This window comes from Streptomyces sp. GMY02, assembly GCF_019056675.1.
GTDB lineage: Bacteria > Actinomycetota > Actinomycetes > Streptomycetales > Streptomycetaceae > Streptomyces > Streptomyces odonnellii.
On record NZ_CP077658.1, the window covers coordinates 77,446 to 101,826 of the forward strand.

Consider the following 24,381-nt stretch of genomic DNA (forward strand, 5'->3'; position numbering starts at 1 on the left):
TTCGACGGCGCCGCCGAAGAGTTATGCCGACAATGGCCGGGCCGCCGTATGCAGTTCCATGGGCCCGTAGTGGGCGGCATTCGCTCGTGTCGTCAAGGCCCAGTAGCGGTCTCCATACGACCAGTGCCACCACTCTGTCGGGTAGTTGACCAGCCCGGCAGCGGTAAGCGCCGTGCCCAGCATGTCCCGATGGGAACGGGCCTCGTCGCTGATGTTGTCGGCGTGCGTGTAACACGCGCCCGCGCTCTCCTCAGGAGTCGCATTCATGCGGGTGCCCATGTCGAGTTCACGGCCGTCGGCATCCGCGAGCGTCAGGTCAACGGCCGCGCCGGCACTGTGGGGTGCGATTTCAGGCGGAGACACGTAGCGACTCGCCGCCGAGCGGATCTGCTCAGCGGACCAGTCCGGGTGATCGGCCCGCAGTTGATCTCCGTATTTGTCAAAGTAGTGACGTTGCAGGGAAGGCGGGCGATACCCCTCGACGAACAGCAACCGTATCCCTTCAGGCAACTGTGCCTGGGCCTTGAGGAGTCGATCGAGCACTCCTTCCCGCAGGTGGGCGAAGGCGCCCGCGGGGTCCTGCCACTTCCGCTCATCAACCAGCAGAGGGCTGTCCCGTCGCACATCCACGAGTGGTCCGCCGCACTCCTGAACGGGCACGGCTGCAACCCTCGGGTCGGACATCAAGACGATCTCAGTCATGACGCGATCATCTCGTGATGCCTTGCGCCCCGTAGCGCTCTTCCTGTCACTCGCTGAGGAAGCACCCGAGGCGGCAGGCCGGCTGGGTCGAGGAGCCGGAGCTGCGGGTCGCGGGCCTCGGGCCGCCGGGACGGGGCGCCGTAGACTTGTCGTATGAGTCGTTGGGCGAAGTTGACCGATGGGAGATCCGGGGACGACTATGCCGCGCGGTTCAAGGCGCTGGCCGACAGCGGTATGGACATGCACGGTGAGGCCCGGTTCTGCGCTGCGCTCGTACCTGTCGGAGCGCGGGTGCTGGACGCGGGGTGCGGTACCGGGCGGGTCACGATCCGGCTCGCGCAGCTCGGGTACGACTGCGTCGGCGTGGATCTTGATGAGTCCATGCTGGCGGTGGCGCGGAGGGAGGCGCCGGGACTGCCCTGGATCCGGGCCGACCTGGCGGAGTTCGACCCGACCGCGGCCGGTGTGCCCGCGGACTTCGATCTCGTGGTCGCCGCCGGCAACATCTTCCCGCTTCTCGCCACCGGCACCGAGGCCGCGGTGGTCCGCCGCCTGGCCACGGCGCTGCGCCCGGGTGGTCTGCTCGTCGCCGGCTTCGGCCTGGATGAGGCCCATCTGCCGGTACCACCGAGCATCACCCTGCCGGAGTACGACGCCCACTGCGCCGCGGCCGGCCTCACCCTGGTCGACCGCTTCGCCACATGGGACGCCGACCCTTACGACGAGGGCGGCTACGCCGTCAGCGTCCACCGCTGCTGACGACGCCTAACAAAAGGGGGCTTCTGGACCTCCGGGGATGACGGTGTGTCAGTTCTCGTTGATGGTGGTCGAAGGGGGTGCGAGCCAGTCGAGACGAGGAAGATCGTTGTCCGACCGTAGGAGATCAACGACAGGTTATGGGCGCGCGTCGAGCCGCTGTTGCCGGTCGTTGTTCGTGCTGTACACCGGGGATCTGCTGGGAGTTTCTGCCCCCCCCCGGAGCTGGGCTTCCCGGCAGCAAGCACCACGTGGTCGTCGAAGGCACTTGCAGCGGTCGGGCTCGCGCAGCCTCACATCCGGGATCTCAGCACGTCGACCTCACAGCCCGGCGCGAAGGGGTCGAAGCCGTGCTCGACCAGCCAGCGAACCCCCAGCAGGCTTCGCAACGACCACCACGCGCGGATCACGTCGAGGTCGACGTCGGTGCCATAACCGGCGATGACGTCGTCGAGGTGCTCCTCGTGTCCGAGCGTCAAGGTGGCGAGATCGAACAGGGCATCACCCCGCCCCGCCTCGGACCAGTCGATGATGCCGGTGACCTCGTCGCCGTCGACGAAGACGTGCTCGATCTGCAGGTCGCCGTGCGTGAACACCGGAGTCCACGGCCGGATCGCGGCCTGGGCGACCTGACGGTTGTGGGTGACCAGGTCGGCAGGCAGGACACCGTTCGTCACGAGCAACACGCACTCGCTGTCGAGTTCCGCCACCAACTCGTCGGGACCCCGGCGGCGCCGGCCGGCCCAAGGCGGCAACGGCGCCTCGTGCAACTGCCGGATGGCGGCACCCGCCGCGGCCCACGCCGCCGGCGACGCGGTCGACGGCCCGCCGAGACGGCCGAGCACCGTCCCCGGGACGGCGGCGATCGCGAGCACGGGCGGCTTGCGCCACAGAACCTCCGGGGTCGGGACCGGCGCCAAGGCCATCGCCTCGACCTCGACGTCGATGCGCGCCTGATCGGCGTCCACCTTCAAAAACACGTCACCAACGCGCAGGGTCGCGCGCTCGGAATGAGCGACGACGACTTTGACCTCATCCATGGGCGACCAGTATCCCGGGGATGATCGCCGACGTCGCCGGGATTATCGCGTGCGATTACGCGGCTGACCGCGTCCCGAGACCCGGCGGCCTCGTGCACGACACCAAACTCTGGCGTTGGGACGGCAAGGTGTGGGTGCCCTTCTTCACGTCGCCGGTCTCGTCGACGGCCAGCACCGCTGCCCGGCCGTGGAGGTGCTGGACGACGTATTCGCGCAGGTCATCGCGTACGACGTCGGCGTACCACTTGGCTCGGTTCAGCAGGTGCTGCATCCCGCCGTCCGGGGTTGCCTCCCCGGCCCACTCCGCAATGGTCCAGCAGCCCCTCCGGGGCAGGTCCGAGAGCGGCCCGAGCACCAGCCGTCGTATCCGTCGGCGGGGTTCAACACGCGCGAACCGGCCCGCAATCCGGCCCATCAGGCTCTCGAACGCCCCTGCCAACGGGCAGGGTCTACGCTGTGACCCGCGACGACTGCGTGATCTTCTGTCTTCACACACCGGTGATCAGCGGTCGCCTCTACACCGTCGGCGAACCTGGAGCTGCCAATGGCCTCGCCCGGCCCCGTCACCCGAGATCTGCTCGAAACCTTTGATGACGTGCATTCCAGAACCTTTGCTTGCCTTGACGGCCTTACCGACACCGAATACCTCTGGGAGCCCGTTGCCTCGTGCATGACGCTCCGAGCTGATACGAACGGCGTGTTCCGTGCCGACCCACGGCCCGCAGGCGATGTCCGCCCCGCGCCGTTCACGACGATAGCCTGGCGCATCTGGCACATCGGAGCGGACTGCCTGCGCGGCTACGGTCGCTTCTTCGAGGACGAATCCCAGAGCGGTGACCGGCACCTGTGGCCGGGCACGGCGACCGAAGGGATCCAGATGCTGGCCGACGACTGGTCCCGATTCCGAAACCGAGTCGAAGCCCTCGGCGACGACCGTCTCCTCCAGCCCATAGGCCCCCGCGCCGGCGCGTACGGCCACGAGAGCTACCTACTGCTGGCCCTCCATGCCCTGGACGAAGCCGCTCACCACGGTGCCGAACTCGGTGTGCTTCGCGACCTTTACCACCACGGCTTCGCCGCGTAGCAGCAGCAAGATCACGATCTACTGCTGGAGTCCTCAGGCCGCCCGCGGCTGCTCGTCGTACGAAGCGCCGCAGCGGGACGGGAGCGGCTGGCGCGCGGCAGCAGCGGCAGTTCCGTAACGCCTCATGCTCGAACCATGCCCAGCGGGCGACGGCGATGGCCGAGAGGAGCATCGCGGCGGCGAGACTGGTCCAGGTTCACGGATCCGCGCTGCGGGCGCCCGCGTCGGTCCGTCACCCGCGCCTCCTTCGCAGGGGGCGTGCCGTCAAGGCTCCGGCTCAGGACGGGGCGAGTACGCAGAACTCGTGGCCCTCCGGGTCGGCCAGGCACGTCCACGGGACGTCGCCCTGGCCGAGGTCGAGGTCGGTGGCGCCGAGGGCCCGCAGCCGGGCCACCTCCGCCGCTTTGTCGTCACCGGGGTACGGCAGCAGGTCGAGATGGATGCGGTCCGGCACGGTCTTCACGTCGGGCGTGCGGAGGAACTCAAGGTACGGGCCGACACCTCTGGCGGAGCGCAGCACCGCCTGATCGTCGGTCACCTCGTGCAGGGTCCAGTCCATCGCCTCGCCCCAGAACCGGGCCATGGCCCGCGGATCCGCACAGTCGACCACGATCGCGGCGATCGGCCCGGTGTCCCGGTAGACCTCCCGGGGCTCCAGTACGCAGAACTCGTTGCCCTCCGGGTCGGCGAGGACCGTCCACGGCACTTCCCCCTGGCCTACATGAGCGGCCGTCGCACCGAGAGCCTTGAGCCGCGAGACCAATTCCGCCTGATGGGCCGCGGAGGTGGTGGCGAGGTCGAGGTGCACACGGTTCTTGGTTGTTGTCTTGGGTTCCGGGACGGGAACGACGTCGACACCGACGACGACCGGGTCCGGCCAGACGAGGCCGCCGGCGGGTCCGACGTAGGTGGTCACGCCGGGGCTGTAAGCACTCCAGCCGAGCGCCTCCGCCCAGAACCGGCCGACCGCCAAGCCATCAAGAGCCTTTATGTTCACCTGAACAGGTCGCAGTGCCATGCCGACGATCCTATGCACCGGCCCCGCAACGGCATCCGGACCGTCGCCAATCCGAGATCAACGCTCTGGCCAGCGCAGCGATCAGCTCGCCGACTGGTGCCGCATCGAGAGCTATGAGGTCAACTTCCCAGGTGCGTTGTGACCCGCCGCAGGAGCGCGCCGAGGCGCCGTCCGCGTTCGACCTCTGCGGGAGTGAGCGGCAGCCTGGCCACGGCCCCAATTCTAGTACCGGTATAGTTTGACCGGTATAGTTATTGGTTGCATGAGAAGGGCACCCCGTGATCGAGATCCTGAACCCCACCCTACTGGCCCGAGCAAAAGACACGGGCGCCCTGGTCGCTGACATCCTGCACACACTGAAAAGCCGTAGCACGATCGGCACGAACCTTGTGGACATCGACCGGTGGGCCAAGACGATGATCGTCGAGGCCGGAGCGCAGTCCTGCTATGTCGACTACGAGCCGTCCTTCGGACGCGGCCCGTTCGGCCACTACATCTGCACGGCCGTCAACGACGCCGTGCTCCATGGACGGCCTTACGATTACACGCTTGCCGACGGCGACCTGCTGACACTCGACCTTGCCGTCTCCAAAGGCGGAGTCGCCGCAGACGCCGCCATCAGCTTCATCGTGGGCGAGACAAAGCCGCCGGAGAGCGTCGCGCTGATCAGTACGACCGAACGCGCGCTGGCCGCGGGGATCGCCGCTGCCGGGCCCGGGGCTCGCATCGGCGACATCTCCCATGCCATCGGAACGGTCCTCCGCGAGGCGGGGTACCCGATCAACACCGAGTTCGGAGGCCATGGCATCGGATCAACGATGCACCAGGACCCGCACGTTTCGAACACCGGACGGCCTGGCCGTGGATACAAACTGCGCCCCGGGCTGCTGCTGGCACTGGAACCGTGGGTCATGGCGGACACCGCTCAACTCGTCACAGATGCCGACGGGTGGACGCTCCGAAGTGCGACGGGCTGCCGGACCGCACACAGCGAGCACACGATCGCCATCACCGACAACGGAGCAGAAATCCTCACCTTGCCGACGCAAGCGCAGCCCTGAGGCCGGAGTCCCCGTGTCGGGCGGCTGTGACGCCGGGTCCGCGATCGCCGTGGCGGGGCTCCTCTTCGTGGGTGCGGACGGCAGGACAGGTAGGCGCCGACGTTCGCACCCGTCGCCTTCGCGTTGGCCGCCCGCCCGGCGCCTTCGCGCCGGAGGACGACCGGGTCCGGGTCCAGGTACGGGTTGCCCGCGAGGGAGCAACGCCGGGCCGGGCCGCCGTGGTGGGCAAGGTATTCGGCGAGGCCGCGCTCCAGACGGCACGTGCCCACGGCGCGGTCCGTAAGTTGCGACCTGCGCGGCTTCGGGAAGCGGGCCGGTGCGCCTTCGCGCCCCACGTACCCTCTTCACCGTGGCAGCCTCACCCCTGCGTCGTGTCGCCGTCCTCGTGCTCGAAGGCGCGAAGCCTCTCGATGTCGGTATTCCCGCACAGGTCTTCACGACCCGCGCGAGCATGCCGTACGAGGTGCGGGTATGCGGTGCGGCGCCGGGGCTCGTGGCCGGCGGTGACGGCCTGTCGTACTACGTCGCCCATGGCATCGACGCACTCGCGTGGGCCGACATCGTCTTCATTCCCGGCTACCGGCACCCGGACCGTGACGATCCGCCGCGGGCCGTCGTTGACGCGCTGATCGCCGCCCACGATCGGGGCGCGCGGCTCGCCGCCATCTCGACGGGCGCCTTCGCGCTCGCCGCCACGGGCCTGCTCGACGGCAGGCGCGCCACGACGCACTGGCACTACACACGGGCGCTCGCGGCGAAGCGTCCGCTCGTGCGGGTCGACGCGAACGTTCTGTTCGTCGACGAGGGCAGCGTGCTGACATCGGCCGGCGCCGCCTCGGGCCTCGACCTGTGCCTGCACATTCTGCGCGGCGATCTGGGGGTGGCCGCGTCGAACCACGCGGCGCGCCGTCTGGTGGCGGCCCCCTACCGCAGCGGCGGCCAGGCACAGTACGTGCCGCGCAGTGTGCCCGAGTCGCTCGGCGAGCGGTTCGCCGCCACCCGGGAGTGGGCGCTGCACCGGCTCGGCGAGCCCCTCACCCTGGAAACGCTCGCCCGGCATGCGGCGGTGTCGCCGCGCACGTTCTCGCGGCGCTTCGCGGAGGACACGGGGTACACGCCGATGCAGTGGGTCATGCGCGCCCGCGTCGACGTGGCCCGTGAGCTGCTCGAACGTTCGCAGCGGAGCATCGAGCAGATCGCCGCCGACGCCGGTCTCGGCACCGGCGCGAATCTGCGGCTGCACTTCCAGCGCATCCTCGGCACGACGCCGAGCGAGTACCGGCGTACCTTCGCCCGGGGCGAGTAGCCCGTCACCACCACGTGGCGTGATCCTTTTGGACCGTGGCGACCACGCCGCTGTCACCGGCGGATGCAGCGCGAGAACCTGATGGCGAACCCGGAAAGGACAGCACTCATGACTCGCATCGCCATCAACGGATTCGGCCGCATCGGACGCAATGTGCTGCGCGCGCTGCTCGAACGCGACAGCGGCTTGGAGGTCGTCGCCGTCAATGACCTCACGGAGCCCGCCACCCTCGCGCGGCTGCTCGCCTACGACACGACGGCGGGTCGGCTCGGCCGCCCGGTGACCGCCGACAAGGACGCCCTCGTCGTCGACGGCCGCCGCATCACCGTGCTCGCCGAGCGCGAACCGGCGCGGCTGCCGTGGGCCGGGCTCGGCGTCGACATCGTGCTTGAGGCGACCGGCCGCTTCACGTCGGCCACGGCAGCCCGCGCCCATATCGACGCGGGTGCGAAAAGGGTACTTGTCAGCGCGCCGGCGGACGGCGCCGATGTCACACTCGCGTTCGGGATCAACACCGACGCGTACGACCCGGCGGCGCACACGGTCGTCTCGAACGCCTCGTGCACGACCAACGCGCTCGCGCCGCTGGCCGCGGTGCTGGACGGTCTCGCCGGCATCGAGCACGGCTTCATGACGACGGTGCACGCCTACACGCAGGAGCAGAACCTGCAGGACGGTCCGCACCGCGACGCCCGCCGCGCTCGCGCCGCCGCTGTCAACATCGTGCCGACGACGACGGGCGCCGCCAAGGCGATCGGACTCGTGCTGCCGAACCTCGACGGCAAGCTGTCGGGCGACTCGATCCGCGTGCCGGTGCCGGTCGGTTCGATCGTCGAACTCAACACGACCGTGGCTCGCGACGTGACGCGCGACGAGGTGCTGGCGGCGTACCGCACTGCGGCGGAGGGCCCGCTCGCCGGTGTCCTCGAGTACTCGGACGACCCGCTCGTGTCGTCCGACATCACGGGCAACCCGGCCTCGTCGATCTTCGACTCGGCCCTCACCCGCGTCGACGGCCGCCATGTCAAGGTGGTCGCCTGGTACGACAACGAGTGGGGCTTCTCGAACCGCGTGGTCGACACACTCGAACTCCTCGCCGCCAGTTGACCGGGAGACCGGGGGCAGCGAACACGAGCGCGCCGGCCGTGCCGTGGCCCGAAGACACGGGTGTCGTACCCCGGCGTTAGCATCCGCCCGTGAATCCTGAATTTCTGCGGTCTCTCGGCATTTCGCTGCCGTCCGGTCTCATGATCACGTCCGACGAGGGTGACGGGGGTGTCCAGCCCTTGTGGCTGAGCGACGAGCCGGCCTCCGCCGGTGTCTGGGCACAGATACGGGAAGCTCACGGCGACTCCGGTCTGTGGCCTCTTCTGCTCGTCCCTCTGGAGCACGACGAGGAGTTCCGGCCGTGGGCGTCGGGTGAATTGTTCCCGGAGCGCATGTCCTCGCCGGAGAGTCACGACCCGTCCACGGTCCTCGCGCAATGGTGGAAGGAACACACCGACTTCGACGACGACGACAACTTGTCACGAGCCGATCGTCTGGCTGTCACCGCTCCCTTCGAGCAGGCCTGGCCGGGCCTCGCCCCAGCCCGCGAAACCGTACTGGACCCGGACGAGATGGCTGCCGAGTACGCGGGGGTTTTTGTCTCTGAACGCCCCGGTGCCCGGCTCGGTCTGGTGGAAGCACCTCGGGGGGCCGACGCACTTGCCGCCGTCGGCTGGGACGGCCCGGTCAATTACGACGACACCGGCAAGTACGCGGCAGTCGTGCGGAGCTGGGAAGAGCGCTTCGGAGCACGCGTCGTGGCTGTCGGCTTCGGAACCCTTCATCTGAGCGTCGCCGCGCCGCCGGCCGACCGCGACGAGGCGCTGGCCGTCGCGGCCGAGCACTTCGCGTTCTGTCCGGACAATGTCTGGCAGGGGCAGCACCGGCAGGCTCTGGCCGCCTACGCGGATCAGCTCATCGGCGTGAATTGCTGGGAATTCTGGTGGGATTGACCCCGAAGCGGTAGCGCCGAGCACATGGCGCGGGCATCTCGTGCTGAGCGCAAGCGTCTCACGTCGAGAGCGGGGAGGACGGCGTCACACGGTGCGGCGCCGCCTGCCGTACGCGACGGGCGTGAGCGTGCCTCGGGACGCTGGGTGCGGTCCGTCGTCAGGATGCCCCTGCCATGTGCGCGCGGCGCGGGTCAGGCGAAGGCAGGCATGATCTTGTCGTGGATCAGGCGGAGCTGGGTGTTCACATCGGTCGCGCCCGCCAGGTCACGGCCGGTGAAGGCCTTGACGAGACTGCGGTCGGTGATGGCGCAGATCATGTGGTTGACGCCGCTGGGCGCGATCTCCCGCCGGATCTTCTCCAGACACTCCTCGGGGGTGCCCGCTATGGAGAGGCGTTCGGCGATCGCGGGCGTGGTCAGCTCGATGCCGCGGGCCAGGTCACCGGCGGCAATGGCGTCGATGACCGGTTTCACCTCGCCCGGGTCGACCCCGTTGCGCAGTAGCTGTTCCTCGGGCATCGAGGAGGCGTAGATGCCCACCATGCTGCGGGCCGCGTCCTTGGCGGCCGCGGAGTCGGGCCCGGTGGCGAAGACGACCCAGGCGCCTATGTCCAGTGACCGCCAGTCCTTCCCCGCCCGCTCGGCCCCGGCCCGGATGTGCCGTACCGCGTATTCGTACGCCTCACGCGTATAGCTGAGCGCGTGATGGCAGCCGTCGGACAACTCCCCCGCCGCTTCGAACGACTTGGGCCCGCGCATCGCCCCGAGCTTGAGCGGTACACGCTCCTGGACGGGGCGGGCGAAGGTGAACAGCCCGTCGTAGGTGAAGAACTCGCCGTTGTACGAGATGGCGCCCTCGTCCAGCACGGTACGCACCACATGCAGCGCTTCCTTGACCCGGGACAGCGGCCGGGACCGGGCCCACTCGATGCCGTACTGGGCCAGCAGCCCGAAGTTTCCGCTGGACAGCACGCCTTCCGCGCGCCCGCCGGACAGTTCGTCAAGTGTCGCCAGGGCCTGGGCGATCAGGGTGGGCTCCCGGAGCGTGACGGGGGACACGCTCGGGCCCAGACGGATGCGGCTGGTCTGGCCCGCGGCGGCGGCGAAGAGCAGCCACAGGTCCTTGTGCCAGGTCTCGTCAGCGGCATAACACGCGTGGAAGCCCAGCTCATCAGCGAGCCTGATCGAGGCCAGTGACTCCTGGAGCGGATAGTCGGGGAGCATCGCATAGCTGAATTTCACGGACGCCGCCTTCCGGATCGGGAACAGGCGGTATGAACCGCCGGGCCGGTTACCTCTCCCGAGAGTGTGGACGCGATCCGCCAACTGTCCAGTGCTGCAACACAGTTGATCAGTGGGGGATCACCTCGGGATCAGCACGGCGCGGCACCGGCACACAGGGCCGGGCGGGCCCGGAACAGCCCGCCCGGCCACGCGGAAAGCCGGTCAGGCGCGGACGCGCTCCACGGAGACCACGTCGTAGTCCGTCTCGGGTGTCGGCGCCTCGACGTCGAAGCGGGCGTTGGGGAGATAGATACGGTCACCGTGGACGGCGGCCGTCGTGGGGACGCGGAAGTGCTCCGGGTCGGTGATACGGGTGACCGCGGTGCCTCTCGTACCGGCGTCGTCGAGCCGCAGCACGTCAATGGCGTTCTGGCGCTGCTGCACGACATAGAGGAGACGGCCGAGAAGGAGCAGGCCGTCGCCGTTGGGCAGGAGAACCGGGCCGATGTCGACCTTGCGCGCCACCCCCGTGCGGGGATTCACCCGCATCAGGCTGCCCCCGTCGGCGAAGTCGTTCACCACCAGCAGTGCCCGGCCGTCCGGCGTCGCGGTAATGCCGTTCCCGGTGATGACCGCCCCTTGGACCCAGTCGCCCGACAGCGGCACAGTGACGACCCGGTCCGCGGGCTCGCCCCGCCGGCCGAGCGGCAGCTTGTAGAGCTGCGGTTCGAACGAGTCCGTGAACCAGGCGGCGTCGGGCGTCAGGAACACATCATTGACCAGCGTCAGGTCGGTGCCCACGGTGAAGCTCTTCGTGATCCTGCCCGTACGGAGGTCGGCCACGCGGATCTCACCGCTCGCCCCGCCGCACAGGAACAGCCTGCCCCAGGCATCGATCTTGAGCCCGGCGACGGGGTGTTCGGGGCCGAGCCCCTGAACGACGACCCGGCCCCTGCCGGTCGCAAGGTTCGCACGGTACACGTCGCCGGACGCCATCGATCCGAGATAGGCGTACGGCTCCGAACCGATGGTGATGCCCTCGGGCCGGAAACCGTCCGGCAGGGGAAAGCGGGCCGGCCACCGCCTCCGCGCAGATCCCGCGGCGACCGCCGTACCACCCAGCGGACCCACAAACGCCGCACCACCCACAGCCGCGGCGGCTCCGAACAAACTCCGCCGCGCGAAAGAACGTTGCATGACGAGCGTCCTCCCAAGAATCCGGTACACGTCCCCCACACCCCACCACACCCCCGGGCCGCATACGCGGATTGACCGGAACACACCTGTCCTGACACGGGAGCGCCGGGACCGTTGACGGCCCCTCGGGGCGGTGGCACCATCCCCCCGCCCAACGCTGCGAAGAAAAGTTCACCTGCCGAACGAGCGTCAAGGGAAGGGGTTCTCGCGATGCAGCCGCAGACAACCGACACGGGATCGAGCGGACCGGTCACCGGCGGAGAACGCCGGGGCTGGCAGCCGTACCACACACTCTGGGCCGTGCTTCTCGGCGGCTGGCTCTTCAGCTATGCCGACCGCGCCATCACCGGTCCGGTGGTGACCTGGCTGATCAACAACGACATCGGCCTGATCGGCGGGTCCAGTCATCCGCACGCGCTCGGCGGGCTCATCGGCAGTCTCTTCTTCGCGGGCTACATGCTCACCCAGTACCCCGGCGGCTACCTCGGCGACCGGTACGGCCACCGTGCGATGCTCGCGATATCCCTGGTCTGGGCGGGCGTGACGACCGTGCTGACCGGCCTGATCACCGGTCTGATCGTGTTCGTCGCGCTGCGCGTGCTGACCGGGCTCGGCGAGGGCGTCTTCTACTCCAACGACCGCACCCTGATCGCCAAGCACTCGCCGCCGGGGAAGGTCAGTCTCGGCATGGGCGTCGTCATCACCGGTCTCTCGCTCGGCCTGACCATCGCCACGATCGGCGCCCCGTACCTCCTCGACTGGGGCGTCGACTCCTTCGGCAAGGAGGACGGCTGGCGGATGCCGTTCCTGGTCCTCGGCGGTGCGACCCTGCTCTTCGGCTTCGTCATGGTGCCGTACCTGCGCCGTCTCGGCGGGCCGCTGAAGGCCGGCGGTCCCACCCTGCGGCTGCTGGGCATTTCGGCGCTCTTCTGCGCCGCCGTCATGGCGGTCTATCTCGTGGCCGACAGCGCGGGCCTGCCGACCTGGGGCGTGGCCGTCGCCGAGACCGTGCTCGCACTGCTGCTCGTCGGTGTCATCTTCGCCCGGCGCGGCGGACAGGCCGGCGCGATCGTCCGCAACCGGGACGCGATGCTGCTGAGCATCGCCGCCGTCGCCATTCTGTGGAATCTGTGGTTCTTCAGCTTCTGGTCGGTCTCGATCGTCGCCGACGCCGCCCACAGCTCGTTCGCGCAGGCCGCGCTGGTCGCCACCTTCAACGCCGGAGCGGGCGTCCTCGGCTTTCCCGCCGGCGGGCTGCTCTCCGACTGGGCGAAGACCCGAGGCTGGGGCCGCAGGCCCATGCTGGTCTGGTTCACCCTGATCCAGGGGGTGCTCGTGCTGGCGTTCGGGGCCTACCTGCAGATGGCGGGGAAGCCTTCGCTGGTGGTCATGTCGGTGATGCTCTTCACCGCCAGCCTGTTCTTCAACGCCCTGCAGCCCATGGCTCACGCCCTCGTCGCCGAGGTCGTCGAGGAGCACCAGCGGGGTGCCGCGTTCGGCATGTGGAATCTGATCGGCGAGATCGGCGCGGTCATCAGCCCGGCGCTCGGCGGGGCGCTCTTCGACGCGTACGGTACGTGGGTCGGCGCCATCTACATCGACGGTGGCCTGATGATCGCCAGCGCGGTGATCTATCTGTACGTACGGGAACAGCGAACGGCACCGCTCGCCCCGGCCTGACCCGGCTCCCCGAGCAGCTCGGCCCTGCGCGGACGCGGGTGAACAGAAGAAGCGGAACCAGCACGGCAACGGATGGCGGAGCAGCAACAGATGGAAGAGGAACGCTGATGCGCACCACCGTCGGCATCATCGGCGCCGGACCCGCGGGACTGCTCCTGGCGAGGCTGCTCCACAACGCGGGCATCGCCAGTGTCGTCCTGGAGCGCCGCAACCGTACGTACGTCGAGCACAGGCAGCGTGCCGGAATCCTCGAACAGGCCACCGTGGACGCCCTCCGCGCCGCCGGGGCGGGGGAACGGATGGACCGCGAGGGCATGCCGCACCACGGCATCGAGCTGCGCTTCGGCCGCCGTACGCACCGCGTCGACTTCCCGTCCCTCACCGGCGCGCGCGGGGTGATGGTGTATGCCCAGACCGAGGTGGTGAAGGACCTCATAGCTCTCCAACTCGCCGAGGGCGGCCCGCTGCTGTTCGGCACCGAGGTGACCGCCGTCGAGGGCGCCGACAGCGACAGCCCGACGATCCGGTATCTGCACGAAGGCCGCGAGCAGACACTGGCCTGCGACTTCGTCGTCGGCTGCGACGGCTTCCACGGTGTGAGCCGCCATGCGGTCCCCACGTCCGCGCGGACCACCTACGAGCGGTCGTACCCCTACTCCTGGCTCGGCATTCTGGCCGAAGCGGCGCCCGTGTACGAGGAGTTGATCTACGCCCACTCGGCGCGCGGCTTCGCACTCGCCAGTATGCGGTCGGCGTCGGTGAGCCGGCTCTACCTCCAGGTGCCCAACGGCACGGATCCGGAGGAGTGGCACGACGAGCGGATCTGGGACGAACTCGACGCGCGGTTCGCGACGGACACCGACCCCGGGTGGAAACTGGAGCGGGGGCCGGTGACGTCGAAGGCGGTGCTGCCGATGCGCAGCCGGGTGACCGAACCCATGCGCCACGGCCGGGTCTTCCTGGCGGGCGACGCGGCCCATATCGTCCCGCCGACCGGAGCGAAGGGGCTGAACCTGGCCGCCGCCGATGTGATCGTGCTGGCGCGTGCGCTGATCGCCTGGCGGCGTACGGGCTCGGCCGAGCTGCTGGACACGTACTCCGACACCTGTCTGCGGCGGGTGTGGCGGGCAGAACACTTCTCGTACTTCATGACGACGACACTGCATGCCGATCCGGCCCAGTCGGCGTTCGAGACGCGGTTGCAGTTGTCGCAGTTGGAGCGGGTGGTGACGTCACGGCACGCGGCGGCCGAACTGGCCGAGAACTACACGGGGTTGCCTTTGCCCCACTGAGAGAGGCGGGTTCGGGTACGGTCCCACCACGGTGGCCGGCGTGTGGGCATCAGGAGCGTTTCAGTTCGGTCGGGTGGCTGCCCCGCAGTGTGACCCGTATGCCGCTGTCGGTCACCTGAACCGAATTCAGGGACATACCGAGCGGATACTCCTTCTGCCGGGGGCCGTTGGACAGCCGGTCCTCGATGGCCTGTCTGTACTGGTCGGGCGCCGGCCGGCCGAAGATGTCCACCCCGTCGAGCGCGAAGGTCAGACGACCCGTGTCGATCTCGGGTCTGAGGCCGACCTCCGCGACCCCGCCCGGTCCCATCTGGAGTGTGACTGTGCCTGAGCCGGGGTCGGTCCGGACCCCGGCGACCTGGACCTTGCCCTGACCGACCTGTTGCGCGATGGCACGCGCCGGCACGTCTATCTCGGCTCGTACGCCCCCGATCGTGGTCGTGCCACCACCGAACCGGACATCGTTGAGCCGGATGTGCATGGTCACGTTCTCAAGGCTGCCGATCCTGGCGTTGTCGCTGTTCACATCCACGGTGTCGAGGTGTTTCCGCGCTACCGCGATCAGCGAGAGCGAACCGCCGGGCCGCACGTCGACGTCGTACCCCAGACTCTTCGACAAGGCGGAGGAGATCCTGTTCTCGATGACCGTACGGGCCACAAGGTCGGCCACCACAAGCAGGATCACGGCAGTGGCGCATGCGAGCAGCGCCGCCATGAGGAGTCTGTTCCTGCGGAGCCTGCGGATCTTCCGGAGTCCGCGGAAACGGCCGGGAGGCTGTTGCCGAAAGGGTTTCCGGCGCATCAGGCCCCCTTGCCCCGGCCGGCGGAACCCGGCGCGGTGGCATGCGTCATGTCCGGGGGACCTTCGGGGTCGAAATGCGGCAGGATCCGGTCGAGCCAGCCGGGGATCCACCAGTTGGCGTCCTTGAACAGATACATCGAGGCCGGGACCAGCACAAGGCGTACGACGGTGGCGTCGATGATGACACTGACGGCCAGGCCGAGTGAGATCATCTTGATCACGACGCTGTCGGACAACAGGAAGGCCAGGAACACACTGGTCATGATGAGCGCCGCCGAGGTGATGACACGTGCGGTGGAGCTCAGCCCGGCGGCGATACTGGCGTCGTTGTCCCGTGTGTGGATCCAGGTCTCCCTGACGCGTGAGAGCAGGAACACCTCGTAGTCCATGGACAGGCCGAAGACAATGGCGAACATCATCATCGGAACGTAGGACTCGATGGGAACGGTCTCGTGGACGCCGATCCATTCCCCGCCCCAGCCCCACTGGAACACGGCGACCACAACACCGTAGGCGGCGGCGATCGACAGCATGTTGAGGATCGCGGCGCTGATCGCGATCACGACACTGCGGAAGACCAGGAGCAGCAGGAGGAACGCGGCGGAGACGACAACGGCGATGATGAGCGGCAGGCGTTCGACGACGATGTCGGTGAAGGCGATCTGCCCGGCCGTCGTACCGGTGACATACGCCCGCGCGCCGGCGTTTTCCAATGCCCTGGGCAGCACAGTGTCCTGGAGCGTGTGGGCCAGCTCGGCGGTGGCATCGTCCTGAGGGCCTGTCCCCGGTGTGACACTGACGGTGAAGAGCGCGTTGTCGGGACTGGTGACGGCGGGGCCCACGGAGGCGACATCACGGGTGTCCGCGATGACGTCCCGAACGGAGTCGGCGAGCGCATAGCGGTCGCCGGACGTGGGCGTCTGCTTCGCGTCGAGTTCGACCACAACGGTAAGGGGCCCGTTGGCGCCGGGGCCGAACCCCTCCGTCATCAGGTCGTAGGCACGGCGGCTGGTGGTCTGCGCGGGATCGTTGCCCGGGTCCAGGTGTCCGAGATCGATCGACGCGGCGGGGACAGCGAGGATTCCCAGCAGCAGAACGCCGGCCGCCAGGCATGCTCGGGGACGCCGCTTGACGTTCACGGCCCAGCGGACCCAGATGTCGTCCTGCGCGTCGGGTTCGTCGACGGGGGTGCGGATGTGCCACTTGTCGATCTTCGTGCCGACGACACCGAGGAGAGCGGGCGCCAGTGTGAGAGACGCACCGGCCGCGACGACGACGGTGACGGCCGCGGCCGCACCGAGGGTGCCGATGAACACAATGCCGGACGCGTAGAGACCGGCCAGAGCGATGGCCACGGTGACGGCGGCCACGATGACGGCCCGGCCGCTCGTCGACACGGTTCTGCCGAGCGCGGTGGCCGCGTCCGGGCTGTCGTGCAGGAGCTTGCGGTAGCGGGTGGTCAGGAACAGCGCGTAGTCGAGCCCCACTCCCAGGCCCATCATGGTGGCGAGCGTCGGGGAGGCGGCGCCGAAGGTGAACACCGCGGCGAGCAGACCGAGCAGTGAAATGCCGCACAGCAGCGCGATGACGGCGCTGACCAGGGGGAAGAGCGCGGCCACCACACTTCCGAAGCCGATCAGAAGAACAAGGAGTGCCACTCCGAGGCCGATGATCTCCGAAATACGGTCTCCGCCCTTGGGCTTGGCCAGTTGCCCGAGCTGACCGCCGTATTCCACCTCGACATGGCCGGCGCGCAAGGGAGCCACGGCCGAGTCGACGCCGTCCAGATAGACCGGGTCGAATGTGGCGGGGTTCGAGCCGAACCGGACGGTGAGGTACGCGGTCCGCTGGTCCTTCGCGAGGGCGCCCGGTGTGGTGAAGGGGTTGGAGACCGACAGGACATCGTTGAGATCTTCGAGGCCCGCCGTGACCTGTGTGATCTCGCTCCTGTGGTCGGCCAGGGTGCCGCTGCCGGTGTGCAGCACGATCGGCACGGAGGTGCCGCCGGCCCGGGATTTGTGTGCGGTGAGAAGCTCGGAACCGGTATGGACGGACGTACCGGGAAGCGAGAAGTCGTCCTCGTACGAACCGCCCGATGCCCGGTTGGCGGCGACGGACGCGACGAGGACGAGCAGCCAGACGGCGATGACCCGCCAGGGCCTGCGGGCACACCACCGCCCCAGTCGGTAGAGCTTCGACGGCGCAGGCTGTTCCGGAGGGACGCCCGGTGGTGTGAGTGTGGATGGGACTGTTGCCATGGCACCGGATTGTGTGGTGTCCGGATGCGGGCAGTGTCAGAAGAGTATTCGGGGACGGTAAGGATCCTCCCCGAAAGCCGCCGTGCCGGCTCCGGTCGGGGAGACTGAGGTGCGTCCCGTCAGTGGAAGTGCGTCACCGCAGGTGGAAGGAACGGGTTGTGGAAGGCGACGGCAAGGGCTTGGTGCTGGTCGTGGAGGACGAACAGCACATCGCGGATCTGCAGTCCCTCTATTTCCGGCGTGAGGGCTTCTCCGTACGGATCGAGAGCGACGGCAGGAACGGTCTCCACGCGGTCCGACGGCTGAAGCCCGTGGTGGTCGTCCTGGACATCGGTCTGCCCGGTATGAACGGGGTGGATGTCTGCAAGGCCCTGCGAGACGCCGGGGACTGGACGCCGCTCCTGCTGGTGACGGCCCGCGACGACGAGACCGATCGTGTGCTGGGCCTGGAGCTCGGCGCCGACGACTACATCACCAAGCCCTTCTCGCCCCACGAACTGGTCGCGCGGGTGAAGGCGCTGCTGCGCAGGTCGCGGCTGACCGGCGCCGGCGCGGGCATCCGGAACGTCGGCCGCACGCGGATCGACGTACCGGCGCGGACGGTGACCGCGGACGGCATACCGGTGGAACTGACCGCCACCGAGTTCAATCTGCTGGCCACCCTGACCGACAGCCCGGGAACGGTGCGCACCAGGGCGCAGCTCCTGGCGCATGTCTGGGGTCACGGCGACTACAACGAGCGGGTGGTCGATGTCTACGTGGCCCAGCTCCGGGCCAAGCTGGGGGCGGCGAGCCCCATACGTACCCACCGCGGTGTGGGATACAGCGCGGTCGCCGAGCGCTGAACCCGAAAGGCTCGGCTCCTGGCACCACCAGTGAGCACAGCGCCGCCTCCGGTGCCCCGCGGCCGCGATGCGGGATGCGGGGATGCGGGAAGGAGCGGTCAGGCACTTCCGTCCGGGGCCGGTGGGAGAGTGATGGTGAAGGACGCTCCTCCCTCGGGCGAGGTGCCGGCGACACCGATGTCTCCGGCCAGACGGCGGACAAGGCGGTGCACGATGGCCAGACCGAGGCCGCTGCCGACGGGCCGGCTGTCGCGGTAACGGGCATGCAGCGCCCCGCGGTCGAAAACAACGGGAATATCGTCGGCGGCCAGGCCGGGCCCACCGTCACGGACCTGGAACCTGGCCCCGCCTGCGGCGTCGCGCAGAGCGAAGACGAGCTGTTCACCGGGTGGAGTGACGCGCAAGGCGTTCTCGGCGAGTCCGTCGATCACCTGACGCACCCGGAAACCGTCCGTCGAGAGTTCCAGCGGCCGGCCGGGACCGTCGTAACGGAACCGCACATCCTGGCCCGCACAGCGTACGGACCACGTCCTGGCCGCCTCCGCGAACAGCGCGTCGAGATCGATCCGCCGAACGTCCAGACGGAAGTCGTCCGCGTCCAGCCGGGCGAGATCGAGAAGATCCTTGATGAAGTGTTCGAGACGGCGCGCCTCGGCCAGCACGATCGTGCCGACGGGCGCCGTCTCGTCCTCGTCGATCACTCCTTCCGCGAAGGCCTCCGCATAGCCGAGGATGGCCGTCAGTGGTGTGCGCAGCTCATGGGAGACCGACATCAGGAAGTCGTGCTGACGTTTCTCGCTCCGGCGCAGGCCCTTGTCCAGAGCTGTGAGTGCCTCCGCCAGGTCGATGATCTCGCGGTGCCGCCCCGGTTCCACCGTGACTCCCCGCTCCCCGCCGGCGAGCCGCCGGGCCGAGGACGCGGCGCGTTTGACGGGCCGGGTGATGTGCCGGGCCAGCAGGCCGCCCGCCAGTGTGGCGCCGACCAGGCCGATCGCGGCGGGGAGCAACAGCACACGACGGGTACGGGCCGTCGCCTCGTCCACGGTGGTGAGGGGCTGGGTCAGCACGACGCCACCGCCCGCGGAGCTCGGCGCTCCCTCCAGCAGTACCTCCGCCCCGTCCAGCTCGGCGGTGAGAGACACACTCCGCCCCGCGCGCAGTGCCGCGGCCGTCCCACCGTCCACCGCGGTGGCGGAGCTGCCCGTCACCGGCCCCGACGGTGGCACCAGGGCGAGACGCAGCCCGTCGAAGCCGGCGATGCGCTGCTGCCGGCGCAGCAGCGGCCGGGAGAGCAGTGGTGTGTCGGCCCACACCTTCGCCTGCCGCGACAGGGTGTCGCGCTGCTCGGACTCGGTGCTGGAACGCACCAGTTGCCAGGCGAATACGCAGGTGAGAAGCGCGGCCAGGGCCGCGACCAGTGTGGTCGAGGTGATGATGGAACGACTGAGCGTCCGGTGCTTCCGGCCGAACTCCATGACCGACGATCCTCCGCGGAAGTGACTTCGCACACGCCACGCGTTCATGCGCCGAAGGCCGTTGTGAAGGACAACGGCTGCCGACCGTAGTCGACGGACCGTCCGAGCCGCCACCGCTGGCATACTCGGCCCTGCGGACACATGGGTGCCCGCGAGCAGCGGGAGGTACGCGATGGTGTCGTCGTCGGGGACGGAACCCCGTAGGGTCACGATCCATGACGTCGCCCGGTCCGCCGGGGTGTCCCGGCAGACCGTGTCGCGGGCGCTCAACGACAAGGACGAGATCGACGGGTCCACCAAACAGCGTGTGCTCGACGCCGCCCGCGAGCTCGGCTACCGGCCGAGCCGGTTCGCCCGCGGCCTGGTCCGGCAGGACACCACCACCATCGGCCTGGTGATCCCGGACCTGCTCAACCCGTTCTTCACCGAGGTCGCCGCGGCCGCGCTGGAGGCGGCCCGGACCCGCGGCTGGCACGTCGTCGTATACGACACCGCGGACAGCGCCGAGGAGGAACTCGGCACACTGCAGGTGATCACCTCGCAAGTGGACGCGGTCGTCGGCTATTTCCGCTGCTCCGAGGACGATCTCGAACGGTTCACCCGTGGCGCCCCGGTGGTGCTCATCGGCCGCGAGCACCACACGGCGCGGTTCAGCTCGATACGGATCGACGGCGAGGAGGGCGTCCGTGCCGCGGTCGCGCATCTGGTGGAGCGGGGGCACCGCCGGATCGGCATGCTGGACCACGACGGCCGTGCCGAGCCGAGCATCCGGCGCGAGTGGTTCACGACGGCCGCGGCGGCGTACGGGATCGACGCCGGCCTGGTGGTCGGCGCGGACCAGTCGGCCGACGGCGGCGGCGCGGCTCTCAGGACTCTGCTCACCGCCCACTCCGATGTCACCGCGGTCTTCACCTTCAACGACATCATCGCGATCGGCGCCCTGCGCGAGGCGCGTCGGCTCGGCAGGAGCGTCCCGCAGGATCTCGCCGTGATCGGCTTCGACGGCCTGCAGCTCGGCACGCTCGTCGAGCCCCCGCTCTCCAGTGTCGCCCTCGACACACGGAAGCTCGGCGCGCTCGCCATCGACCAGGTCGCACGGCTGCTGACCGGGGTGGATCCGCTCGGGGCCGACGGTCTTGTCGTCCGGGCCGAGCTGCGGCTGGGCGGCTCCGCTTAACCTGCCGGACTCGTGCGCGACCGAAAGCCTTGACACTCGGCCGCACCGGAGCGCAGACTTCCGACCAATTCACAAAGGCCCCGTGAGCGCTCCCGTGAGCGTTCACGTGAACGCTCACGGGCATCACGTACACGCGTCAAGTACACATGGAATACATGGTCTCCTGCCCGCCACGGCGCTCGGCGCTGAACCGACACCGTTGCGTCCTTGTCCATTCCAACCAGAAGGCATCCCGCCTGAGGTGTCAACGTCGACCCGTCTAGCGCCGTCGCTAGTCGTCCTCTGGAACGGAAGATATGAGCAGCACAGTCACGCGTATCCGCCTAGCCGCCGTCGCCGCGGCAGCCAGTATCGCCGTACTCGCCGGGTGCTCGTCGCCCGCTCCGTCGGGTAACGACGCGTCCGAGGCCCCCTGTGCGCCCGCGAAGGGCAAGGTCACTCTCCAGTACTGGAACACCGTTCCGGGCATGGACCAGGTCGTCGCCCTGTGGAACAAGAAGAACCCGGACATCCAGGTCGAGACGAAGAACATCTCCAACGACCAGTACGGCACGATCGGCAACGCCCTCAAGGCGGGCAAGGCTCCGGAGCTCGCTCAGGTCGGTTACGACGAACTCCCCAATCTGCGCACCCAGAACGCCTTCGTGGACGCCTCGGCGTGCGAGGCGGCCACCGCGGCCGAGTCGAAGTTCGTGCCGTGGACCTGGTCGCAGGCCAGCTTCGGCGGTACCGGTGTGTTCGCCTTCCCGCAGGACACCGGCCCGATGGCCCTCTATGTGCGCGGCGACATCTTCAAGCAGCACGGCCTCACGATCCCGAAGACCTGGGACGAGTACGCGGCGGACGCGCAGAAGCTGCACAGCGCGGACCCCAGCCTCACCATCACGTCCTTCGACCCGAACAACGCCGAGTGGTTCAACGGACTCCTCTGGCAGAACAGCGCCGAGATGTACGCGTACTCCGGTGACAAGTGGCATGTCAGCGTCGCGTCCGACCAGAGCAAGCAGGTCGCCGAGTACTGGCAGAAGCTGATCGACGCCAAGCTCGTCCGTACCGACCTCGCCCATGGTTCGACCCAGATGTACGCCGCGTACCAGAAGAACCAGCTCGCCACCTATGTCGGCGCCGCCTGGGGCTACAGCATGTTCCGCGACAACCTGCCCGACCAGGCCGGCAAGTGGACCATCGTCCCGATGCCGACCTGGGGTTCGAGCGCCGCGTCCGGCGACTGGGGCGGCTCCACCGTCGCGTTCATGAAGGGCAACAAGCATCTGTACGAGTCGGTCAAGTTCAACTCCTGGCTGAACACCGACCCGGAGGCCCTCGCGCTGGAGAACAAGCTGGGCGGCCTCTACCCGGCGGCCACCGCCGGTGCGAAGCTTCCCGCACTCTCACAGGGCGTCCCGTATTACAACAACCAGAAGATCTTCGACGTGTTCGCCGACTCGTCCAAGAACATCGACACCAGCTTCACCTGGGGTCCGACCCAGAAGACGGTGAATCTGGCGCTTCAGGACGCGATGGCCAAGGCCACGGCAGGCAGCGGCACCCTCACCGACGCGCTCTCGGCCGCCCAGGAGGCCGCGCTGAAGTCGATGAAGGATCAGGCGATCCCGGCCGTGGCGGGCAAGTGACCGCAGCATGACCGACATCGCGACCCACGCGACCCATGTGGTGGCGACACCCGGAGGCCGCCGTCGTCACAACGGCGGCGGCCCCCGGGCCGGCACCATCGCCGCGTTCCTGATCCCGTTCTTCCTGCCGTTCGTGCTGTTCTACCTGGTGCCGATCGCCTACGCGCTCTGGGAGAGCTTCCGGGTCGTGCGCCGCACCGGCGGGCAGTACGGCACCTCGTACACGACCTTCGGCGGTTTCGAGCAGTACGTACAGGTCTTCCACAACACCGAGTTCTGGGCCAGCATCGGACGGATCGGACTGTTCGGCATCGTGCAGGTGCCGGTCATGCTGTTCATCGCACTGATCATGGCGCTGCTGCTCGACACTCCCCTGCTGAAGATCAAGCCGTTCTTCCGTATCGCGGCGTTCATGCCGTACGCCGTGCCCGGTGTCATCGCCGCGATCATGTGGTCGTACCTCTACTCCCCGCAGCTCAGCCCCGTTGTCGACCTGCTGAAGGGCATCGGCCTCCAGCCCGACTTCCTCGGTCCGGGCGCCGTGCTGTGGTCGGCGGCGAATGTCTCCACCTGGCTCTGGACCGGCTACAACATGCTGATCATGTTCTCGGCGCTCCAGTCGATCCCGGAGGAGCTCTACGAAGCCGCCAAGCTCGACGGTGCGAGCAACTGGGCGATCGCGTGGCAGATCAAAGTCCCGATCATCACTCCGTCGATCATCCTCACCACGGTGTTCTCGATCATCGGCACACTGCAGCTCTATGCCGAGCCGGCCGTGCTGCGCCAGATCTCCTCCAACATCTCGAGCACATTCACACCGAACATGCTCGCGTACGCGGTGGCCTCCGGAAACAACTACCAGCAGGCAGCGGCGATCTCCGTGGTCATCGCGGTCATCACCTTCGTCTTGAGCTTCGGGTTCATGCGACTGACCTCGAAGAAGGCCGGACTGTGAGCAATCAGCCCCTGATCCGTGAAAGCCGCGTCAGCCGCACGGCTGCCATGTCCTTGATGTTCCTGCTGGCGATCTACTTCCTGCTGCCCGTCTACTTTCTGATCGTCGCGGCGACCAAACCGCAGGGCGATCTCGCCTCCACCAACGGGCTGGCGTTCTCGCACTTCGACCTGTTCGACAATCTGGGCACCCTGTTCAGCCGCAACGACGGAATCTTCGGGCGATGGGCCCTGAACAGTGTGATCTACGCGGTGCTGGGCGCGGCCGTCGGAACCCTGATATCCGCGCTGTGCGGCTACGCGCTCGCCAAGTTCACGTTCCGGGGCCGCGAGTTCCTGTTCTCCGTCATCCTCGGTGGTGTCCTCGTTCCGACCACCGCGCTCGCGCTCCCGTTGTTCCTTCTGTTCTCGGCGACCGGGATCGTCAACACGTATCTCGCGGTGTTCCTGCCCAGCATCGTCAGCCCGTTCGGGGTCTATCTCGCCCGGATCTTCGCCGCCGCCGCTGTTCCCCAGGAGATCATCGAGTCGGCGCGCCTGGACGGCGCCGGTGAGTTCCGTACATTCTTCTCCGTGGCGTTCAGGCTGATGACACCCTCACTGGTGACCATCTTCCTGTTCCAGTTCGTCGCCATCTGGAACAACTTCTTTCTGCCGATGGTGATGCTGCAGAAGGAGTCGCTCTTCCCGATCACACTCGGCCTCTACCAGTGGAACGGCCAGACCGCCCGCGCTCCGCTCCTTCAGGAGTCCGTGATCACCGGCTCGCTGGTCTCGATCGCGCCCGTGATCATCCTGTTCATCCTCCTCCAGCGGTTCTGGCGCACCGGGCTCGCCGCCGGCTCCCTCAAGTGACTCCGAACCCACAGTCGCCTGT

Annotated in this window: 21 protein-coding genes and 1 pseudogene; 13 read left to right on the plus strand and 9 right to left on the minus strand. The window is 68.4% G+C overall.

The window, feature by feature from the left end:
* Positions 1–21: 21 nt before the first annotated feature.
* A complete protein-coding gene (locus KQY30_RS00300) occupies positions 22–702 on the minus strand; it encodes a M15 family metallopeptidase (protein ID WP_217304997.1) in 681 nt (226 codons plus the stop codon).
* 153 nt (positions 703–855) lie between these two features.
* Between KQY30_RS00300 and KQY30_RS00305 the strand changes: the two genes are divergently transcribed.
* Positions 856–1,461, plus strand: coding sequence for a bifunctional 2-polyprenyl-6-hydroxyphenol methylase/3-demethylubiquinol 3-O-methyltransferase UbiG (locus KQY30_RS00305; RefSeq protein ID WP_217304998.1), 606 nt, complete (start codon positions 856–858; stop codon positions 1,459–1,461).
* Between the two features lie 290 nt (positions 1,462–1,751).
* Here KQY30_RS00305 and KQY30_RS00310 read toward each other — a convergent pair whose 3' ends face one another.
* Both KQY30_RS00310 and KQY30_RS00315 read right to left on the minus strand, forming a co-directional pair.
* A complete protein-coding gene (locus KQY30_RS00310) occupies positions 1,752–2,498 on the minus strand; it encodes a phosphotransferase family protein (RefSeq protein ID WP_217304999.1) in 747 nt (248 codons plus the stop codon).
* A 109-nt stretch (positions 2,499–2,607) separates the two neighbouring features.
* Positions 2,608–2,913: pseudogene (locus KQY30_RS00315) on the minus strand (transposase); the annotation flags it as partial.
* 129 nt (positions 2,914–3,042) lie between these two features.
* Here KQY30_RS00315 and KQY30_RS00320 point away from each other — a divergent pair.
* Complete coding sequence (locus tag KQY30_RS00320; RefSeq protein WP_217305000.1) at positions 3,043–3,582, plus strand: DinB family protein; 540 nt, start codon at positions 3,043–3,045, stop codon at positions 3,580–3,582.
* Positions 3,583–3,859: 277 nt separating this feature from the next.
* Here the strand turns inward: KQY30_RS00320 and KQY30_RS00325 are convergent, their stop codons facing one another.
* Positions 3,860–4,600 (minus strand): VOC family protein, encoded by a 741-nt coding sequence (locus KQY30_RS00325; RefSeq protein WP_217305001.1) that lies wholly within the window; start codon positions 4,598–4,600, stop codon positions 3,860–3,862.
* Between the two features lie 278 nt (positions 4,601–4,878).
* Between KQY30_RS00325 and map the strand changes: the two genes are divergently transcribed.
* The 4 genes from map to KQY30_RS00345 all read left to right on the plus strand — a co-directional run bounded on the left by map (position 4,879) and on the right by KQY30_RS00345 (position 8,967).
* Positions 4,879–5,661 carry a type I methionyl aminopeptidase gene (gene map / locus KQY30_RS00330; protein ID WP_217305002.1) on the plus strand — a complete coding sequence of 261 codons (783 nt, stop codon included), beginning with the start codon at positions 4,879–4,881 and terminating at the stop codon, positions 5,659–5,661.
* 349 nt (positions 5,662–6,010) lie between these two features.
* Complete coding sequence (locus KQY30_RS00335; protein WP_217305003.1) at positions 6,011–6,967, plus strand: GlxA family transcriptional regulator; 957 nt, start codon at positions 6,011–6,013, stop codon at positions 6,965–6,967.
* 108 nt (positions 6,968–7,075) lie between these two features.
* A complete protein-coding gene (gap, locus tag KQY30_RS00340) occupies positions 7,076–8,074 on the plus strand; it encodes a type I glyceraldehyde-3-phosphate dehydrogenase (protein ID WP_217305004.1) in 999 nt (332 codons plus the stop codon).
* 89 nt (positions 8,075–8,163) lie between these two features.
* A complete protein-coding gene (locus KQY30_RS00345) occupies positions 8,164–8,967 on the plus strand; it encodes a DUF4253 domain-containing protein (RefSeq protein WP_254406845.1) in 804 nt (267 codons plus the stop codon).
* A gap of 191 nt (positions 8,968–9,158) precedes the next feature.
* On the opposite strand, the gene KQY30_RS00350 is transcribed toward KQY30_RS00345, so the two are convergent.
* Together KQY30_RS00350 and KQY30_RS00355 are read right to left on the minus strand one after the other, a co-directional pair.
* Positions 9,159–10,208, minus strand: coding sequence for an LLM class flavin-dependent oxidoreductase (locus tag KQY30_RS00350; RefSeq protein WP_217305005.1), 1,050 nt, complete (start codon positions 10,206–10,208; stop codon positions 9,159–9,161).
* Positions 10,209–10,412: 204 nt separating this feature from the next.
* Positions 10,413–11,387, minus strand: coding sequence for a superoxide dismutase (locus KQY30_RS00355; RefSeq protein WP_217305006.1), 975 nt, complete (start codon positions 11,385–11,387; stop codon positions 10,413–10,415).
* 210 nt (positions 11,388–11,597) lie between these two features.
* Here KQY30_RS00355 and KQY30_RS00360 point away from each other — a divergent pair, with 210 nt between their 5' ends.
* Together KQY30_RS00360 and KQY30_RS00365 are read left to right on the plus strand one after the other, a co-directional pair.
* Entirely contained in the window at positions 11,598–13,067 is a 1,470-nt protein-coding gene (locus tag KQY30_RS00360) for an MFS transporter (protein WP_217305007.1), read from the plus strand.
* A 107-nt stretch (positions 13,068–13,174) separates the two neighbouring features.
* On the plus strand, positions 13,175–14,359 hold the full coding sequence (locus KQY30_RS00365) for a 4-hydroxybenzoate 3-monooxygenase (RefSeq protein WP_217305008.1): 1,185 nt from the start codon (positions 13,175–13,177) through the stop codon (positions 14,357–14,359).
* Positions 14,360–14,408: 49 nt separating this feature from the next.
* On the opposite strand, the gene KQY30_RS00370 is transcribed toward KQY30_RS00365, so the two are convergent.
* Both KQY30_RS00370 and KQY30_RS00375 read right to left on the minus strand, forming a co-directional pair.
* The gene (locus tag KQY30_RS00370) at positions 14,409–15,074 is read right to left on the minus strand and encodes a DUF2993 domain-containing protein (protein WP_217305009.1); all 666 of its coding nucleotides are present in this window, start codon (positions 15,072–15,074) and stop codon (positions 14,409–14,411) included.
* A gap of 86 nt (positions 15,075–15,160) precedes the next feature.
* Complete coding sequence (locus KQY30_RS00375; protein WP_217305010.1) at positions 15,161–17,419, minus strand: MMPL family transporter; 2,259 nt, start codon at positions 17,417–17,419, stop codon at positions 15,161–15,163.
* A 158-nt stretch (positions 17,420–17,577) separates the two neighbouring features.
* On the opposite strand from KQY30_RS00375, the gene KQY30_RS00380 reads away from it, so the two are divergent.
* Positions 17,578–18,264: a response regulator transcription factor gene (locus KQY30_RS00380; RefSeq protein WP_254406846.1), complete on the plus strand. Its 687-nt coding sequence runs from the start codon at positions 17,578–17,580 to the stop codon at positions 18,262–18,264.
* A gap of 98 nt (positions 18,265–18,362) precedes the next feature.
* Here KQY30_RS00380 and KQY30_RS00385 read toward each other — a convergent pair whose 3' ends face one another.
* Entirely contained in the window at positions 18,363–19,739 is a 1,377-nt protein-coding gene (locus KQY30_RS00385; RefSeq protein WP_217305012.1) for a cell wall metabolism sensor histidine kinase WalK, read from the minus strand.
* A gap of 172 nt (positions 19,740–19,911) precedes the next feature.
* On the opposite strand from KQY30_RS00385, the gene KQY30_RS00390 reads away from it, so the two are divergent.
* The 4 genes from KQY30_RS00390 to KQY30_RS00405 all read left to right on the plus strand — a co-directional run bounded on the left by KQY30_RS00390 (position 19,912) and on the right by KQY30_RS00405 (position 24,359).
* Positions 19,912–20,916 carry a LacI family DNA-binding transcriptional regulator gene (locus KQY30_RS00390; protein ID WP_217305013.1) on the plus strand — a complete coding sequence of 335 codons (1,005 nt, stop codon included), beginning with the start codon at positions 19,912–19,914 and terminating at the stop codon, positions 20,914–20,916.
* Positions 20,917–21,212: 296 nt separating this feature from the next.
* Positions 21,213–22,550 carry an ABC transporter substrate-binding protein gene (locus KQY30_RS00395; protein ID WP_217305014.1) on the plus strand — a complete coding sequence of 446 codons (1,338 nt, stop codon included), beginning with the start codon at positions 21,213–21,215 and terminating at the stop codon, positions 22,548–22,550.
* 7 nt (positions 22,551–22,557) lie between these two features.
* Entirely contained in the window at positions 22,558–23,505 is a 948-nt protein-coding gene (locus KQY30_RS00400; RefSeq protein ID WP_217305015.1) for a carbohydrate ABC transporter permease, read from the plus strand.
* Entirely contained in the window at positions 23,502–24,359 is an 858-nt protein-coding gene (locus tag KQY30_RS00405) for a carbohydrate ABC transporter permease (RefSeq protein WP_217305016.1), read from the plus strand. The genes KQY30_RS00400 and KQY30_RS00405 overlap by 4 nt, the downstream gene beginning before the upstream one ends.
* Positions 24,360–24,381 lie beyond the last annotated feature (22 nt).